The sequence below is a fragment of the Neobacillus drentensis genome (genome assembly GCF_021560175.1).
Classification (GTDB): domain Bacteria; phylum Bacillota; class Bacilli; order Bacillales; family Cytobacillaceae; genus Neobacillus; species Neobacillus drentensis_A.
Window position 1 is genome coordinate 5,434,976 of sequence record NZ_CP091110.1, and the last position, 18,734, is coordinate 5,453,709.

At 40.8% G+C, this 18,734-nt stretch carries 12 protein-coding genes; 2 read left to right on the forward strand and 10 right to left on the reverse strand.

Features of this window, described 5'->3' with window-relative positions; genetic code table 11:
- Nucleotides 1–258 precede the first annotated feature (258 nt).
- The 3 genes from cccB to prfB form a co-directional block, all read right to left on the reverse strand.
- The gene (gene cccB / locus L1999_RS25855; RefSeq protein WP_235744470.1) at nt 259–612 is read right to left on the reverse strand and encodes a cytochrome c551; all 354 of its coding nucleotides are present in this window, start codon (nt 610–612) and stop codon (nt 259–261) included.
- A gap of 56 nt (nt 613–668) precedes the next feature.
- Complete coding sequence (locus L1999_RS25860; RefSeq protein WP_235741140.1) at nt 669–1,535, reverse strand: YitT family protein; 867 nt, start codon at nt 1,533–1,535, stop codon at nt 669–671.
- Nucleotides 1,536–2,221: 686 nt separating this feature from the next.
- Nucleotides 2,222–3,323, reverse strand: a protein-coding gene (prfB, locus tag L1999_RS25865; protein WP_235741141.1) for a peptide chain release factor 2 whose coding sequence is annotated in 2 segments (ribosomal slippage) — nt 2,222–3,250 and nt 3,252–3,323 — 1,101 coding nt in all. Because the reading frame shifts where the segments join, the coding sequence is not laid out codon by codon here.
- A gap of 299 nt (nt 3,324–3,622) precedes the next feature.
- On the opposite strand from prfB, the gene L1999_RS25870 reads away from it, so the two are divergent.
- Nucleotides 3,623–5,551, forward strand: coding sequence for an SEC-C metal-binding domain-containing protein (locus tag L1999_RS25870; RefSeq protein WP_235741142.1), 1,929 nt, complete (start codon nt 3,623–3,625; stop codon nt 5,549–5,551).
- A 94-nt stretch (nt 5,552–5,645) separates the two neighbouring features.
- On the opposite strand, the gene L1999_RS25875 is transcribed toward L1999_RS25870, so the two are convergent.
- From L1999_RS25875 to L1999_RS25900, 6 genes are all read right to left on the reverse strand, one after another.
- Complete coding sequence (locus tag L1999_RS25875) at nt 5,646–7,637, reverse strand: Ig-like domain-containing protein (protein WP_235741143.1); 1,992 nt, start codon at nt 7,635–7,637, stop codon at nt 5,646–5,648.
- Between the two features lie 316 nt (nt 7,638–7,953).
- Complete coding sequence (locus L1999_RS25880) at nt 7,954–9,771, reverse strand: cytochrome c3 family protein (protein WP_235741144.1); 1,818 nt, start codon at nt 9,769–9,771, stop codon at nt 7,954–7,956.
- 118 nt (nt 9,772–9,889) lie between these two features.
- Nucleotides 9,890–10,855 carry a 6-bladed beta-propeller gene (locus L1999_RS25885; RefSeq protein WP_235741145.1) on the reverse strand — a complete coding sequence of 322 codons (966 nt, stop codon included), beginning with the start codon at nt 10,853–10,855 and terminating at the stop codon, nt 9,890–9,892.
- A gap of 20 nt (nt 10,856–10,875) precedes the next feature.
- A complete protein-coding gene (locus L1999_RS25890) occupies nt 10,876–11,583 on the reverse strand; it encodes a tetratricopeptide repeat protein (protein WP_235741146.1) in 708 nt (235 codons plus the stop codon).
- A gap of 34 nt (nt 11,584–11,617) precedes the next feature.
- The gene (locus tag L1999_RS25895) at nt 11,618–12,781 is read right to left on the reverse strand and encodes a NapC/NirT family cytochrome c (protein WP_235741147.1); all 1,164 of its coding nucleotides are present in this window, start codon (nt 12,779–12,781) and stop codon (nt 11,618–11,620) included.
- A gap of 25 nt (nt 12,782–12,806) precedes the next feature.
- A complete protein-coding gene (locus L1999_RS25900; protein WP_235741148.1) occupies nt 12,807–14,210 on the reverse strand; it encodes a NapC/NirT family cytochrome c in 1,404 nt (467 codons plus the stop codon).
- A 524-nt stretch (nt 14,211–14,734) separates the two neighbouring features.
- Here L1999_RS25900 and secA point away from each other — a divergent pair.
- On the forward strand, nt 14,735–17,248 hold the full coding sequence (secA, locus tag L1999_RS25905) for a preprotein translocase subunit SecA (RefSeq protein WP_235741149.1): 2,514 nt from the start codon (nt 14,735–14,737) through the stop codon (nt 17,246–17,248).
- A 594-nt stretch (nt 17,249–17,842) separates the two neighbouring features.
- On the opposite strand, the gene L1999_RS25910 is transcribed toward secA, so the two are convergent.
- Complete coding sequence (locus L1999_RS25910; RefSeq protein WP_235741150.1) at nt 17,843–18,685, reverse strand: DUF1028 domain-containing protein; 843 nt, start codon at nt 18,683–18,685, stop codon at nt 17,843–17,845.
- Nucleotides 18,686–18,734 lie beyond the last annotated feature (49 nt).

Sequence of the window (18,734 nt, forward strand, 5' to 3'; positions counted from 1 at the left end):
AAGATTATTCGAAGATCATTCGACATTAACCTTCGTATTTTTACAGATTGGGCCAAAAAAACAAATAATATGTGCATAATCTTGCTTGTTTTTATTATAACATCATAATTCGCTAATAAAACGGTAAAAATATTACAGTTTCTTTTCAAGAGACACCTATCTTGACAAATTTCTCACTATTCAAAATTAATTACGCAAATAAAAAAACGCCCTGTTTAAATGCAACAGAACGTTTTCCTCATTACGTATTGATATTAATTATTTCTTTCCTGCAAGCCAAGTTGCCATAGTATTGGCATCATCACCAGTTACCAAACCTGCTGGCATTCCGCCTGCTTTACCGTTTTTAAGGATGTCTAGGATTTCAGCTTTTGAATATTTTGATCCAACCTTTGTTAAGTTTGGACCCATGCCCCCCTTCATATCACCGCCGTGACAGCTGGAGCACTTTTGATCAAAAATCTTTTGGGCGTCACTGGCATTTGAGGTTTCCGTTGTGCCGCCGCCATTATCTTTAGACGTGTCCTTCTTGTTATCGTTGCCGCCGCCACAGGCAGCAAGTCCCATTACAAGAGAGGTTCCAAGTAATAGGGCTAACAGCTTTTGCTTCATCATATTCCCCCCCTTTTTTGAGAAAAAGTTTCCATCAATGTACTATTATACCAATCTTATGCGCGTTTGAAACCTTCACCAAGTACTTCAGCCGCATCCATTACAATGACAAATGCAGACGGATCAATAGATTGAACTAAATGTTTCAATTTTGTGAACTCCGTTTGATCTACCACGCACATAAGCACTGGCCGTTCATGGTCTGTAAAACCACCATATGCTGATAGTTTTGTCACGCCACGGTCAATTTTATTCAAGATTCCCTCTCTAACTTCATCTTGGTTATTCGTAATGATCATGGCCATTTTCGAACGTCCAAAGCCAACCTGAACAAGGTCAATCGTTTTGCTTGTCACATAGAGGGCTATTAACGCATACAAGCCTTTTTCAATATCAAAAACAACCGCAGCAGTTAGTACAATTAACCCATCAATGATGACCACACATCTCCCGAGGGTAAAGCCAGTATATTTATTGATGATTTGAGCGGCCAGGTCGGTACCGCCTGTCGAGGCGTTTCCGCGGAAGACAATCCCAAGCCCCAAGCCTACGCCAATCCCCCCGAATAACGCCGCTAGCAGGGCATCATGGGTCCATGGGTCTAAGTGTTTCGTCAGAAAAACGACAAACGGCAGAAAGATCGTGCCAACAAGCGTTTTGACACCGAATTGCTTTCCTAAAAAAATGACACCGGCAATAAATAACGGGATATTAAAAGCCCATTGAACAAAGGCCGGTTCCCATCCAAAGACAGCTTTAAAAATGGTACTAATCCCACTGACTCCTCCTGAAGCTACTTGGTTAGGCAGTAAAAAAACATTAAAAGTTAACGCAATAATTGCCGCTCCCACTAACACGTAAATATAATCAACTGTTATACTCCATTTCGGGTACTTGTGTGTTAAATTGCTTAATACATTCATACAAATTCTCCTCTATATTCTATCCAGATAAATGAACCGAATGTGAGTATAGCATTTGATAAATAGGGGTGTAAATGGCATTGAGTTAACGTGATAAAGTAATCGTACAGTGAACAGTTAGCTAGGTTTAGCATTTGCCTTTGTTTGTGTTTTCATGAAAGGGTTTTAGATTTTCATTTACGGCATTGTCTTTGGGGATTCATTGGCTTACTGGCGGAAAGCTCTACTTCACTGGCGCTTGCCTGCCACTTACTGGCTCATAGCAGCCTGTTTCTGGCGGATACCCGATTTTTACTGGCACTCCCCTGCTTACTGGCGGATACCCGATTTTTACTGGCGACTCCACTGCTTACTGGCGGATAACTCCACTTCACTGGTGCTCGCCTGCTATTTACTGGCGCATAGCAGCCGGTTTCTGGCGGATACCCGATTTTTACTGGCGACTCCACTGCTTACTGGCGGATAACTCCTCTTCACTCGCGCTCGCCTGACACTTACTGGCTCCTAGCAGCCTGTTTCTGGCGGATACCCGCTATTTACTGGCGACTCCACTGCTTACTGGCGGATAACTCCTCTTCACTCGCGCTCGCCTGACACTTACTGGCGCATAGTTGCCTGTTTCTGGCGGATACCAACTGTTAACCAACAAAAAGCCTTTGCCAAACAAATCGGCAAAGGCTTGATGATTATGAAATTCTTGAACGCAAATAAGCGTTAATAAACTGATCTAAATCTCCGTCCATAACGGCCTGCACATTTCCACTTTCCGTACTCGTCCGGTGGTCTTTTACCATGGAATAAGGATGGAAGACGTAAGAACGAATTTGACTTCCCCAGCCAATTTCCTTTTGTTCACCGCGGATTTCCAACAGCTCTTGTTCCTGGCGCTCAATTTCCCGCTGATACAGCTTCGCTTTTAACATTTTCATCGCTGACTCACGGTTTTTAATTTGTGAACGTTCCGATTGGCAGGTCACGACCACTCCCGTTGGCAAGTGGGTAATCCTTACTGCCGAATCGGTTGTATTGATATGCTGTCCACCAGCACCTGTGGCACGGTACGTATCAATTTTTAAATCCTCGGTGCGTATTTCGACCTGAATTTCTTCATTAAACTCAGGCATGACTTCACACGATACGAACGAAGTATGACGACGGCCTGATGCATCAAACGGCGAAATCCGGACAAGCCGGTGAACCCCTTTTTCTGCTTTTAGGTAACCATAGGCATTATGCCCTTTAATCGATAAGGTCACACTCTTAATGCCAGCCTCATCACCAGGAAGATAGTCGAGCGTTTCCACCTTAAAGCCCTTCTTTTCCGCCCAGCGGGTATACATCCGAAGCAGCATCGAACCCCAGTCCTGTGATTCTGTCCCACCCGCACCTGGGTGGAGCTCGAGGATAGCATTATTTTTATCATATTCCTCACTCAAAAGAAGCTGGAGCTCAAATTGGCTTAAACGGGAGGTTAGTTGTTCCAACTCTTCTTCCAGTTCAGCCCTTAATTCTTCATCATTTTCTTCTTTTACAAGTTCATATGTCAGCTCGAGATTCTCATAGGAGTCATTTAACTCCATGAACTCATTTACTTGATCTTTTAAACCATTCGCTTCGCTGATCACGGCCTGCGCCTTCTCTTGGTTATTCCAAAAGTCAGGATGAAGCATTTCATCATCTAGCTCTGCGATTCTGGCTTCTTTATTTTCAAGGTCAAAGAGACCCCCTAAAGTCCGCTAATGTCTTAGCTGTTTTTTCAAGTTCATTCCGAATTTCTGCTAATTCCATTTTCTTCACCTCTATAAAAAATTAATCTTCACATTTTGAATTAGTTAGTCCCTATCCATTATAGCGTGAGAACCGGATTAAATTCAAAATTAGACGATTTAGTTCGGATTTTTTTAAAATCATCCCCATACATCCGCTAAGATAAATTGGGAAAAATCCATTAAACATCCTTAGTATTTATATATTTCGATGTGTCAAAGATGGTACTATTAAATAAGAGTAAACGATGGTTATCATTCAGACTTATACATAAGCAGCTGCAACAGGACGAGCGAAACTACAGAAAAGGAGACAAAGGAATGGAGAAAATAAACCGTAATGAACCTTGTCCTTGCGGGAGTGGAAAAAAGTATAAAAAGTGCTGCGGAGCAACTGATGCCATTTCCATCACTGAAGTCCTTGAACATGAAATAGATGAACTGCAGAAACAATTCCTCCATTTCGCTTACTATCATTTTGGTCATGAAATGGCGGAGGATTTTGAAGTACTAGAAACAAGTCTGGAAATCATGGATAACGAGGAGCAGGAATTCTATGAAATGATTCACTCCATTTGGTTCTCTCTGTTTGAAGGGTTGGATGATGGTGAAACAATCATGGAAAAGTTCATTCAAGTCGTAGCGGGAAAAATAAAGCGGCCTAAATTAAAGCATATTTTACAAACCTGGACAAATGCCAGAACCATTGCCGGCACAGTAATCGCTGTGGATGAAAACAAGCTGACAATCGAAGATGGTTTCACTTCGGAGCATCTTGAAGCGATTAATCTATCCGAGCCCCTTCAAGTGGATGAAGGATCGTTTATGGTTGGAATCCTGCTGCCATTTGAACAACAATATGTCTTCTTCCCGGGTCCATTAGAACTGCCAGACCTCAACCCAGACCTTGCTATTTCCTATATTAAAGACAGCAGCCTTGATGCCGATTATGATTCACCACAGGAATATTTGACCGACTTCTTTGTGGACATTGTAAGTGAGCTCCCGATGGCAGGAGGTTTAATGGAAATAGACGAGATCGATTGGCCTGCTCCTATTTACAAGGACGTAGCTGATCTTTTTAAAAAGCAGCTTGAAATGCAGCTGCCCCCTCCTGTCTTAGATATGGGTCTGATTCTCTGGTATTCATTCTGCAAAAAGAAACAAAAGCGAATCCAAAATCCCAATATATATGTAGCCGCCCTTCATTACTTATTGTCCACGCTCACTCCATTGGACCAAGCCGTGACGCAAAAGGAACTGGCTCAGCAATACGGTGTTTCTGCCCGCAGTATTTCCTCGGTTGTGTCAGAATTGGAGTTCGAGTTAGAGGAAGATATTGGCGAGTTTTTCGGGTTGGACAATCTGGGTAAGGAGGATACTTTTGTTCTCCCTAAGGCTCAACTAGCACCTGTTATTGAGTTTCCTAAGAATAAAGGGTCGAACACTGCAGCCGGGCCTAATGTGACAACCTTTCCAACTGGGTCGGATCGGCCTGCGAAGAAAACCACCGTACGAAAGATCTCCAAGCGTGATGAGGAGCGGGCTCGAAACTTGATTTATGACGCCTTGCAAACAGACGGGAAGCAGCGTTATAAATTTGCAGAAGAAGCATTAAACCTCAATCCCAATTGTGTCGATGCCTACGTCATTCTTGCTGAAAAAACAAAGAGCCTAGAAGAAGCGATTCTATTATATGAAAAAGGGATCCAAGCGGGTGAACAAGACCTGGGCAAGGACTTTTTCAAAGAAAACAAGGGCTATTTTTGGGGATTGGTCGAAACAAGACCTTACATGCGCGCCAAACTTCATTATGCCGAAGCTCTTTCGCTTTTGGGAAAAATAGACCAGGCGGCTCGGCAATATGAACAGTTGCTTGAATTAAATCCAATGGATAACCAAGGTGTCCGTTACTCCTTGTTTGTTGCTTATATGGATATGGGAGACTTAGCAAAAGCTCATGCGATTCTGGAACAATTTGAGGAGCCCACTGCCCAATTCTTCTATAACCGGCTTTTATTGGAGTTATCTGAACATGGTTTTTCGGCTAAAGCCGGAATGCTTTTGAAGGGTGCCAAAAAGGAAAATAAGTATGTGATTCCGTATTTAACCGGTAAAAAAAGACTGCCTGCTTATCCACCTGATTATTTCGGGTTTGGGGATGAGAATGAAGCGATTGTGTATGCGGATATGCATTTGCATTTGTGGAGGAAGATTGATGGGTTAGGTGAATGGTTGAAGGGGAAATAAAGAGAATGGAATAAGTCTTCGGCTTCATTAGGAATGCCTGAAGGCTTTTTTGCTTTGGCCAATTAAAAAACCGAGGGGCTTAGCCCCCTCGATCTTATGGTGTTGATATTATTGGCGCATGCACAGCTTCGGTAAATGACTTACTATTGCTATGACAAGTAGAGCAATCCACGTCTATACTATCCCTTGCATGTGCTGTTTTTACTTTTTCGTTCGTTGTAATAAGTGATTGACCCGTTTCATCATATATAGCTTTTCCTGTTACTCCGAAAAGGACTGTTTCACCATTATGACAAGTTAAACAATAATCACGTTTCTTTTGAGTTGACCAATCATCTATTTTGGATAAACTAAATGTTTGCTGATTTTCATGGCCTAGTTTATCTTTTAATAAAAATATATTTTGCGATGCATGGGTTTCATGGCATTCTGAACAAGGTAGCTGACCATTAAGTTTACTTCCATCCAGCGCTGACATGATATGTTTGGAATCTTTATTAGTATAATAGGTTAGGATATCCTTTGTCCCATCTTTAGTTTCCTTTTCACTATTATGACAAGTAAAACACAAGTTGTAATCATCCACATTTAAAACTTTATTTGTAACCCCATTTTTCACTTCGTCAGTTTCCGATATATTCCCAATTGCAGTTGTCTCTTGTCGATAATGGAGGACATTATACCCGCCACTTTTTTCTGCTAAGGACTTATAGGAATAGGTGTATCTGCCATGACAGGCTTCACACATTTGAACATTGCTGTCAATTTTCCCAACTGAATTCCCTTCCCAAGTATCTTCTACCTTATGATCATATACATAGTGGTCAATAAGCAAATTAGGGTTGTCTTCACTCCACGTTAGATGTGGATTATGACAGGCTGTGCAGGATCCAGACTTCGTATCGTGTTCGGTGATTTTTTGTGTTTCATGCTTCGATTTAATTGATGAGTCAAAGTTTACCATTTTAGGACCTGTTGTTCCATCATGGCAGGTCATACAGTAACCTTCAGCAATATCTTTATCTTCCAAACTACTATTTGCACCTTCGTGAGTGTTATGGCAAATCGCACAGTTATTGACATTATTGTTGTATTCGCCATGGGGCAGCTGTTGTAGGTTATTCATTTCCTGAACAGTATATCCGTTAACGGCGAAGTTTTTAGCTGCATTACTAACCGTTGTAAATTGTTTGGTAATCGAATAAAACGGGTTAGTCAAATCATCAACTAGTTTTATTGTACCATCATTATAATTAAGACTGATTAGGCTCGGGTTAAACCGTAAGTAATAAGTTTCACCAGGGGTCAGCGCAGCTTGATTGGTAAGTGTTATTTTATTAGATTCAGGTGTAAAGTCAATGTCGAATGGAACTTCTTGTTTATTTTTATCATAAATGATAAAAGGATTATGATTGTTATCAATCGGATTAGTTAATGTGTCGCTTAGTTCTATTACAATGGTTTGATTTAAAGAGACTCGGGTGATGTCATCTTTATCTAGTATGTTAACATTTGCAGTTACATCTTCTACTTTATAAGGCTCAGCGCCTTCATAATCCTTCTGCTTATATTTAAAGACATTCATAGTAATAGATTTAATATAAGGACGTTGTACAAAAACTTCTGTGGTATTATTAGCAGCATCGATTGCTTCTATTTTATATCGGTTAAGTTTTGCTGTGACGCTTGTTTTAAATGACCAGGCCCCAGAATTAGGAACTAATGCTTCTTTATGACCGTCAGGATAAATAATATTCATCGTTAATGGTTCAGTGGTTGGCTGATTGTCTGAAACTGTTCCAGTAATGCTTATTCCATCACTTTGCAACGTTATGCTTTTTACAAATATAGAAGGCGTAATTGTATCGCTGACTTCAGTTGTTGTTACAACCAACGCTGGTTCTGTTACAGGAGTTGTTTGACCAACCGTAGCGGGGGGATTATTTACTGTATCAACCTGCGGAGAATCCGCAATAGGAATCTGTTCTTCTGCAGATGCAATGGAAGGTATGGTGGTGGCTAGAAGAAAAAATATAAGTACAATAAAAATATTTAGTATTTTATTTCTTGGATTATTTGAAATCATGGATGGCCATTCCTTTTTTGCTTTGACATAAAAGCTGAAATTTAATTTCTAGGATGTATAAAAAGTTTACAAGGTAATAAATATTCAAATACCTTTTTCTTGTAATCTACATTATTATTATACTTTTATTAGAAAGTGAATTGGGTAACAGAACTGTGAAGATAAATCGACAACATTGTGAACCTATTTATTGACAATATTGTGAACAAATGGTTAAATTAAAATAAATAACAGCCCACCGAAGTGAGCTGTCATTTATTAAACTTAAATATTCCATTCAGGGCTATCAAATAGTAGGGCTATTTGATGGCTTTTTTTAATAACCAGCATTTGGTGTGTTAGGTGTTTGAGTATTATCAATACCGTTACGATCTGTATCAACACCAGGAGTTGTACTGTATTGATAAGTATCTCCATTTCTTGTACCACCAGAGTGGGAAGAAGTGTGACATCCCCAACATACAGCCATGTTAGTGTAACGCTTCAAAGCAGAAGATGGGTTCTTGTCAAGTAGGTAATCTTTAACCATTGCCGTACGAGCGTCACCAGTTACACCTGGGAAGTAGTTAGTAGTGTCACTTAAGATGTTTTGGTATGTTAATCCACGAGCGTCACGCATAATTGTTACGTCAGTACCGTGTGCATAGTGACAGCGTACACAAGTGTATGTGTCAGAGTTTGTAGTATGTCGGTATGCATGGTCAAATGTACCAGTTTCTTTACCAGAAGATGCTAGGTAGTCAGTGTGACAAGATGCACACCAAGTAGACATGGCAACACCTTTACCTGCATTAGCGCCGCCAGCCCATAATGAAGCAACATTTGTTTTAGTTACATTGTTTTTTGCATCTACAGTAGAAACATCAAGCTTAACGACATATCCACGAGCGATATTACCAGTAGTTACTTTACCAAAATTAGTTATTAGTGTATCAGCTCCAGGATAAGTAGTTGTGTCATTTCTAACACCAATGAAGCCTGCACCTAATTTTTCACCAGCTTTTAAGCTGTCAGTGTGGACGATATCTTTTAACTTATTAGCAAATTCAGGGTCTGCATAGTTAGCTGCATACTTTGAACCATCATAGAAAGCGGTCCAATAGTGTTTTGTATGAGTAGAGTCGAAATCATACTCATGTAACCATGGATCTGTATCGATAACATATTGTGTGCCATTCCACTTCATTAACTGAAGAACAACGTCCCCATTTTGAAGGCCTTTTGCAGCATAGTCAGCGTTTGTAGGTGCGTTAGTATCAGTAGCATCACCAATATTGAAACGGTAAACGATATAGTTTGCAGTAGATGATACTTTGTCTAATGCGTCTTTGATTACGATATCAGCAGCAGCATACTTAACTTTCATGTCAGGCAAAGTAGTTTTGTCAAGAACTGGAGTTCCTTCTAATTTCTTACCGCCGTCTTTAACTAAAGTGTTACCCATGCCATTTGGATCTTCGTGTAATAAACGATCAGAGTAGGATCCGTGAGGTGCGTGACAGTTTGCGCAAGTGAACTCTTCGGTCCACTCACCGCCGCGGCCAGTTACTTCCTTCATGTTACCGCCAGGAGCTGCGCTTAATTTTACAGTTCCGTTAGCTAAGTGAGCGGACATGTTACCATCATGAGATCCACCGAAAGTACCGGCAGAGTTAGAACCTTCTCCCATTACGTTATAAAAACCTAATGTACCATCATGACATGCAGTACAAGTGGCATATTCACCGTCTTTGAACAATAAGCTTGCACCTGCGCCAGTGTGTGTTTGGTGACAGCTGGCACAAGAGTTAGTGTTGTTCATGTATTCGCCGTGTGTACGTTGTGTTCCGTGAGAACCGTCTTTTCCTTTAACCATGTCATCTGATTTGATAACATTACTAAAGTTTTCAGTTTGACCGCCAACACCAGAACCAGTTTTGTTAGCGTTGCTTTTTTTAACAGTATCGAAGTTGTTATCATGATCAGAATCAGTTAGAGCCTTTCCATCTACTACACCGGTACCGCTCTTACCGTCTACACCTGCGTTGTAGGTGTTATTTGGGTCAGTACTGCCGGCAGCTGAAGCCACAATGCTAAACATTGCTACTAACATTAATGTTAGCAGGAATGAAAAGCTTAGTTTAATCTTACTCATTCCAAAAAACCTCCCATTGAAACTCTCTTTTTTTCTCTTTTTTCTCTCTCTTTAATGTAAACTATGAAATTACCTCATCACCCTAATTCCAGACACCACCTCCTTAAATAAGGAAAGCTTAATAGTATAACGCCACACGCTGATTTAACGTATCGGTAATATAAACCCGGTCATTATCATCCACATATAATCCATTTGGAAGATAAAACTGTTCATTTTGATCTCCCATAGATCCAAACGTAAAGACTTGCTCACCTTTTTCATTAAATCCATAAATCGTATGGGATAAATTGTTCACTACATAGAGAACACCTCTTGAGTCAACACCAATTCCACGTGGATTAACAAATACGGAAGATCCCTTACCATCTTTAGAACCATTAATAGTTCGTAGATATTTTCCTTTTTTATCATAAGCTAGCACTCGCTGATTCCCTGAATCACTGATAAACAGTTCATCTGACTTTTTATCAAAGGCAATCGCATTCGGTGCTTTAAATGTGTCATCCTTAGTCGCTCCAGTACTAATTTCCTGCAGCTTCTTACCAGATAGGTTTAATACAAATACTTTATTTTGTTGTACATCTGTTACATATAACTTTTCATCAAAAATTCTTAATCCAGCAGGTGATTTGATTAGTTTTTCTTTATCATCAAAGTATTTAATGAATTTGCCTTTAGGATCAAATATTGAGATTTTACCGTTATATAAATCCGCTACATAGACATTTCCTTTTTTATCCCCAGCAATCCCGTATGGAAATTTAAATTCACCTTTACCTTCGCCTTCTTTACCAAACTTAAAGACAGGTGACCCTGAACTATCAAAAACTTGAACTCTTTTATTGTTAGTATCAGATACGTAGATAAATTCTCCAATCTTGGCAACATCCATTGGCTTGTCTAGTGCATTATCAAAATCACCGTAAAAAAGCTGACTAAAAGTTGGTGGTGAATTAGGGTCAATCACATTTGATGCCTTTTTTACAGTTGACTCCATATTTAGAAAATAGATAGCAGTAAACGCTGCTATTACTAGGATAACTATTCCGCTCATCCACATGTACACGGTTTTTTTCTTCACTGGTTTTCACCCCTTGTTAGCTATTTTTTGCCGATTCTCTTGAGCCCTTCTAAGGCTGGTTTGTACATAGGGTCGTAATTTAGTGCGTCTTTGTAGATTTCTTCCGCATTCTTTTTATCACCTTGGTCTTCTGCAACACGACCAATTTCATAAAGTATATCTGTATTTCCTGGCATTAACTTATTTGCTTCATTTAATGCCTCAATGGAATCGCTATACATCTTAAGTTGACGGTAAGACATTCCTTTTAATAGAAACCCTTTGTAATCTTTTGGTGAGATCTCCGTTGCCTTTTGTGCCATTTTCACTGAGTCATTAAGTCGATTTTCTTTGTTATAGACAAGTCCAAGATTGAAGTAAGCATCAAAATCATTTTTATCTAAATCTAGTGCAATCTTATATTGTTTGATGGCTACATCATTGTCCCCATTTAAGAAAGAAGCATAACCAAGGCTTACGTAGGATTTTGGGTCATTAGGCTTTTGATCAACAGTATCTTTTGCGCTTTGCAATTGCTGCTTCAGTTGGTCTTGATCGTAGCTTGACCATAAATATTTACTGCTTACATAGTATCCTGCTCCAACTGAGATAACTAAGGTCAGTGTTAATAGGAGAAGAGTTTGCCACCATTTAAATTTTTCATTATTCGATTTCTTCTTTTTCTTATCAGGTTCTTGTTTTATAGTTGTCTCTTTTTCTTGACTGAGTGGATGTTCTTTAGCTTCCATACGAACCCTCCTAATCTAGCAATGTACCCACCTATTATTTATGACAGGCTGTGCATTTATTTTTCACATGACAGGTATAACATTTTCCGGTAACACTTTGCTTTTCTGCTAGTGGTATTGGATGCCTTTCTTTATCAAATCCCTTGTGCAAAGCGGGATGACAAGATGCACAAGCAACCATTGTGGTACTAACTCCACCTGCTTGTTGGTAGTTATGGCACGCTAAACATTCTTGCTTATTTTTTGAAGCTTGATTGCCATGATCCTTCATCCAACTGCTTGAATGACTGGCAGGACGCTTGCTGTGGCAATCTTTACAGAAGGTATTTTCCTTCGCATAATCGTATTGGGTCTTTAACTTTTGAATGGTACCGGTATCCTTATGAAGATACTTCGTTACTGCTGGAACATCCTCGTATCCCTCAATTGGGACTGTTGACATATCCTTATGGCATTGATTGCACTTTTGTAAGTTAGTTGCAGCTTGTAGACCATGTGTCTTGGTTGCAAAGTTTGCTTTCTTATGACTTTTTGGAACCATTCCCGTTTTATGACAAGCACTGCATTCGGTTGTCACTTTCCGTGCCTTATGGCATTCAATACAAGTATCCATGCCCGGCCGGATAAACTTAATATCTGACATCGCTTCTATACCAACTTGACTATCCCATTTATCTAAGTCGGTTGTGTAGGTCATTTTTCGATCAGCTACTTTTCCATGTGCAACCCCACTATGACATTGCACACATTCGACACCTTTATTTTCATGTTTGTCATGGGGAATAATTATATCCCCTGAAGGCGTTACTTCTCTTGTAAAAACATTATGACAAGATTCACACGCACTATTCGGTATTTCACCAGGCATACGGATCGGCGCTGCTGAAGTACCCTCCGATTGTTTTTTTAATTGAGCCACTAATTCTTGGGCCTTATCTTTCGCTAAATCCTTGTACACTGCATCCTTATGGCAGCTGGTACAAGCAACCTCGCTGTGTGTAGAGGCTTTCCACGTATAGTACTCTGGTTTCATCTCATGGCAGGATGTACAAACCTTTGAGCTTGAAGTTGTTTCTAGTCCGAAGAACCTTGCAACGGACAAAAGGACTAGAAACAACAGAGTTAACGTTGCTATTTTGATTAATTTATAGCGAAATTTTGGAGGGGCGGGCAGCTCTTGATTGTGCTCCTCATCCATAAAGCGACCCTCCTTTATGATTTAATTAGTTCTTCACCGGAGACTTAAAACCAGTCCTGTGACAGTATTGGCAGTAAACATCCGTTGGTGCTTTTGGTGTTGTTGAACCTGCTACTGGTTTTACCCGGTCATGGCAGACGAAGCATTCTTCTTTTTGATCTGCTGTTAAGGCTTTCTTAGCGTGTCCTGTTAACCAGGCATCACTTGTCCCGTGTCCTGATGGGCGGTCGGCGTGACATGCACTACAGAACTTATTGATTCTTGTTTGATCTTTAACAACTATTAGGTTTGGTTCATAGTGTGTTTTTGTCTTCATCTTAAGAAGTGAGATAATATCTTCTTTTGGAATAGCTCTGGCCCATTTAGAATCTTGGTGACAGTTTACACACTTGTCTAAGCTTTGAATGGCCGTACTGCCGTGGGCTCCGCTCCACCCTGCCACTTTATGGCTCTTTGGCACCTTCACCTTTTTATGACAAGTTTCACAGGCCATGGAAAGTTTTACGTCTTTTTGCTGCTTGCCAATTGCCTGTAGAATGATGTCTTGTGTTTTTTGATCATGTGCTGCTAACGTTGCAGCGTCTGTTTCACTTGTAGTCGCTGTTTTTTCAGTTTCAGTTGCAGCAGCAGTTGTGGTTGTTTCACTAGTTGTTACTTTTTTGCTTTCTTCCAGTTTCTTCGCTGCTTCTTCAGGGTTCGGCGGAACATTGTAAGAAGCTTCTAACCAAGGCTTTTCACCATTATTTACTTTGTCATGGCAGTCAATACAGGTACCCATGTTCGGTCTCAAGTATTTTTCTTCCATTAACTTTTCGGCACTTGCCTTTGTCCAATCACCACGAACCTCTTCTGTATTGATACCGCGAGAAGCCATTTTTGCGTGAACGACACCTGAGTGACAGGTAATACAAGGGATCCCTTTTTCGATATGTCCTTTGTGATTTACCTTTAAATCGCCTGAGGCTGTAACCAGCCGGTTTTTCGAATGACATTGTAAACAGTTCTGACTTGAAACTGCTTCTTCTTCTGTTTGAACAATCTGTTCTGGTACTCCTGTAACGTGGTAGTACACTTCTTTCAACGACTTCATCTTGTGTGTCAGCATATTTACCGTACCTGGCTTAATATGACACTGAACACAGGATATCTGGTTGTGGGCACTAGCTGTATAAGACGTATATTCCGGCTGCATTTCATGACAGCTGGAACAGAAGGACGGCGAGTTGGTAAAGGAAAGAACTCCATATCCACCGCCAAATAAAACAATACAGCCAATTAATGAAATAAATAATAACTTCCATCTATTAACTGGGTTCTTCCAGTCAATGGCTCTGAACTTTTGCCAGAGTCTGCGAATTAGGCCCTTTTTTCTATTTTCTCTAGTATCGGGATCTATTTCTTTATTTTTCTTTTTCCCCCAAATGGCCACTTAACTCACCCTTCCCATTTCGGACTTTTTCTCTATTTATTTTCCATATTAACCTCTCTACAGGTAGTATCTAACATTGTAAGAGTATATTCCAATGTACAATTTGTGAATATTTCTTCATACTTTTCGCGAGTTTGTTTTCACCTAAAAACAACATATAAATGTTGTTTTCAAAGGGTTTAATTAGCACTACTATAATAGTGCAAACATCCGAAATTGTTCATTTTTATACAAAAATATTATATTTTATACAACCGTTATTCATTTAAAACCATCATGGTCTCCTAGGTCACAAAAGGGCCATAAGTCTGTCAATATTGTCGAAAAATCGAATTATTACTTGCGCTTTAGTAGTAGTTCGATGAGTAGTTACTATATAATAGTAGAATCACCCTTTTTACTCTGTTTTTAACATTGTTGTCACTATAAAAAGTAAATGGTAAGATGAAAAGGGTAATTATCGAACATTTTTGACATGGATATTTAATGTGAATTAGTCTCAGATAAAGGAGCGTTCATCAGGTATGGGGATTTTAAATAAAGTATTTGATTTGAACAAACGCGAGTTGAAGCGGTTAGACAAGCTTGCAGCCAAGATTGATACACTTGCAGCCGAAACCGAAAGATTAACAGATGATCAGCTTCGCGAAAGAACAGAAGAGTTTAAAGCACGCTATCAAAAGGGCGAAACACTTGATGATTTGCTTGTAGAAGCATTTGCAGTTGTCCGTGAAGGTGCCCGCCGTGTGCTTGGATTATATCCATACCACGTCCAATTAATGGGTGGTATCTCACTGCATGAAGGTAACATTTCCGAAATGAAGACCGGGGAAGGTAAAACCTTAACAGCGACGATGCCGGTATACTTAAATGCCCTTTCTGGTAAGGGTGTTCACGTTGTCACCGTCAACGAATACTTGGCAAGCCGTGACGCCACTGAAATGGGTCAATTGTATGAATTTTTAGGCCTCACTGTAGGCTTAAACCTAAACAGCATGGATAGTGAAGAAAAGCAGGCTGCCTATGCTGCGGATATTACTTATGGAACAAACAACGAATTTGGTTTCGACTACCTTCGTGACAATATGGTCCTTTATAAAGAGCAAAAAGTTCAGCGCCCGCTTTTTTATGCGGTCATTGACGAGGTTGACTCCATCTTAATTGACGAAGCCCGTACACCATTGATTATCTCTGGTTCAGCCCAGAAATCAGCTGTCCTTTATATTCAAGCGAATGCGTTTGTGCGGACGTTGACAAAAGAAGTTGATTACACCTATGACGAGAAAACAAAGGGTGTTATGCTCACCGAAGAAGGAATTAGTAAAGCTGAAAAAGCGTTCGGCATTGAAAACCTCTTCGATATGGCCCATGTTACGTTGAACCATCATATAAACCAGGCGTTAAAAGCCAATGTTAGTATGCACTTGGATATCGATTACGTTGTTCAAGACGGCGAGATTGTCATTGTTGACCAATTTACGGGCCGTTTGATGAAGGGGCGCCGTTATAGCGAAGGCCTGCACCAGGCTATTGAAGCAAAAGAAGGTCTTGAGGTTCAAAATGAAAGCATGACCATGGCAACGATTACGTTCCAAAACTACTTCCGTATGTATGAAAAATTAGCCGGTATGACCGGTACAGCGAAAACGGAAGAAGAGGAATTCCGCAACATCTATAATATGAATGTTATTGTCATTCCAACAAATAGACCAATTGCCCGTGATGACCGTGCCGATTTGATTTATGCAACAATGGACGGCAAATTCCGTGCAGTGGTGGAAGATATTGCGGAACGCCATCAAAAGGGACAACCAGTGCTGGTTGGTACGGTTGCCATCGAGACATCCGAATTAATTTCTAATTATTTATCCAAAAAACGGATTCAGCATAATGTCTTGAATGCGAAAAACCATGAACGGGAAGCGGAGATCATTGCGGAAGCAGGCCATCAGGGTTCAGTTACGATTGCGACGAACATGGCCGGGCGTGGTACAGACATTAAGCTTGGTGAAGGTGTGATTGAACTAGGCGGTCTCGCGGTAATTGGCACCGAGCGCCATGAAAGCCGACGGATTGATAACCAGCTTCGTGGACGTTCTGGACGTCAAGGAGACCCAGGTGTAACTCAATTCTATCTATCAATGGAAGATGAATTGATGCGCCGCTTTGGCTCTGACAATATGAAAGCCATGATGCAGCGACTTGGTATGGACGACAGCCAGCCAATCCAGAGTAAAATGGTTTCCCGTGCCGTTGAATCGGCGCAAAAACGGGTAGAGGGCAACAACTTTGATGCTCGTAAACAGCTCTTGCAATATGACGATGTCCTACGTCAGCAGCGTGAGATCATTTACTCACAGCGCGATGAAGTATTAGAATCTGAAGACTTGCGCGAGATCGTTCAAAAGATGATTCTAAACTCGATTGAGCGGAATGTCGATGTTCATGCCCCACGTCATGAGGATGAGGAAGCATGGGATCTGCAAGCGATTGTCGAATATGTTCAGGCCACCCTTCTTCATGAAGGTGATATCACAGTCGATGACCTAAAAGGCAAAGAGCCGGAAGAGATCGTTGAGGAAATTTTTGCAAAGGTCAAGGAGCGCTACGAGGAGAAAGAACAGATTCTGTTCCCTGAGCAAATGCGTGAATTCGAGAAGGTTGTTACTTTAAGAGCGGTTGACTCTAAATGGACGGACCATATTGATGCCATGGATCAGCTTCGTCAAGGAATCCATCTGCGCGCTTATGGACAAATCGATCCGCTTCGTGAATACCAGCATGAAGGGTTCGCTATGTTTGAAGCGATGATTCAGTCCATTGAGGATGAAACAGCCATGTATATCATGAAGGCAGAAATTCGCAATAACCTCGAGCGTCAAGAGGTGGCGAAAGGCCAAGCGGTGAATCCGAAGGAAGACGGCGAAGCAGTGAAGCAGAAGCCAAAAGTGAAGCAGCTGGATGTCGGCCGTAATGCTCCATGTATTTGCGGCAGTGGTAAGAAGTATAAAAACTGCTGTGGGGCTGGGAAATTATAAGAAGTGTGCAGCACACCAGCCGCTATGGCATTGGTGCTGGATAATTCTTAAAGATTTTGTATATCGGTCAGCGACTTTGTCGCTGGCCATTTTTTTGCTTTTATCTGTTTTCTAATGAATACCTCTATTGGACAGTTTTCTAGTATTGTCGAGAGTTTTGTCCAATAGATGCGTATCTATTGGACAATCTTCTTCGGCAACACAAGGTTTCTGTCTATTAGAGTCCTTCTATTGGACAATCTGCTATGGCAGCACAAGGTTTCTGTCTATTAGAGTGCTTCTATTGGACAATTTTCCATAAATCACAAGAGGTTTGTCTTATAGGAGCTCTTTATTGAACAGTTTTTGGTATACACTAAGCAATTTTGTCCAATAGGCTTAATCCTTTTAGACAATTCACAAATGAAATACCTGAACTTTGTTCTATAGGAGAAGTTTTCATAGAAATCCACCATCCCTCCCCTTCTCTCAGGATAGACAATCTACTTTATACACATATTTTATCTACCACCTGTGACTAATGTGTATAACATTCAGAATTTTGTGGATAAGAATATAAAAAAAGAGTTATCCACATGGGGACAACTCTTTTTTTCAGTTTTTTTCCATAAATTCTAAGATCTCTAAATCAATAAGTCCTGTTTGCTGTTCTCTCATTTCAAAGTTTTCTGTATGAATAAAGTTGGTTAACGCACGATAAACTTCCTCGATCCTAATCATATCACCCGTTAAATAGCCCCATCTTCCCAACTGCACAATTAACTCTGCTTTTACCTTCCCTTCAACCGAAACGATCTTCTCTGGTTTTGATGGTGCAAAATATAATTGCTGAAGCTGGTAAAGGCGGATTAATTCTTTAATTGGGTCTGGATGATCGTCCACGCGGAGGTCCACATAGCGGTCATTAAAGCCGCCGTAGCCGCCCGCTTCCTTTACCACGAATAGTGCCGCCGACTGCTTGCCTCTGCTGTCCCCGCCGGCTTCTTGACCCGCATCCAATGCCGCAAGCAATCTTGCTGCAAGTGTTCCTCGAGTCTCTTCAAACACGTGTCCCATCGCGTTCACAGTTTTTTCGTCCACTAAAATATTTCCTTGTGCGGCAAAATGAGCCTCTGTGAGCCCGCCAGCCCAATCATAGCATTCCTTACCAGTAAAGCTAGCTGCGTTGCCAGCCGCATCAATTAAGCCGAACTGGCGCATCTCTCGCTCAGGGTCGTCGGCAATTAATATTTCAAGCACCTCTTGCGCTGTTTTTCCCTTTGCCATTAATTCAAGTCCTTTTGGACCATATGCCGTGTTGGCATATGACTGAGTGGCAACCGCACCGGCACCCGCTTTTGCCCAAGGAACTACTGAACCTACCCCTAAAAACTTAGACTGTACGGCAATTCCCCATTCTTTTTCAATTGGATCATAGCCAACGATAGAAAATGTCATGATGTAACCTCCACCATTGTGTTTTTATAAAAAAACACTGCTCCGGTAA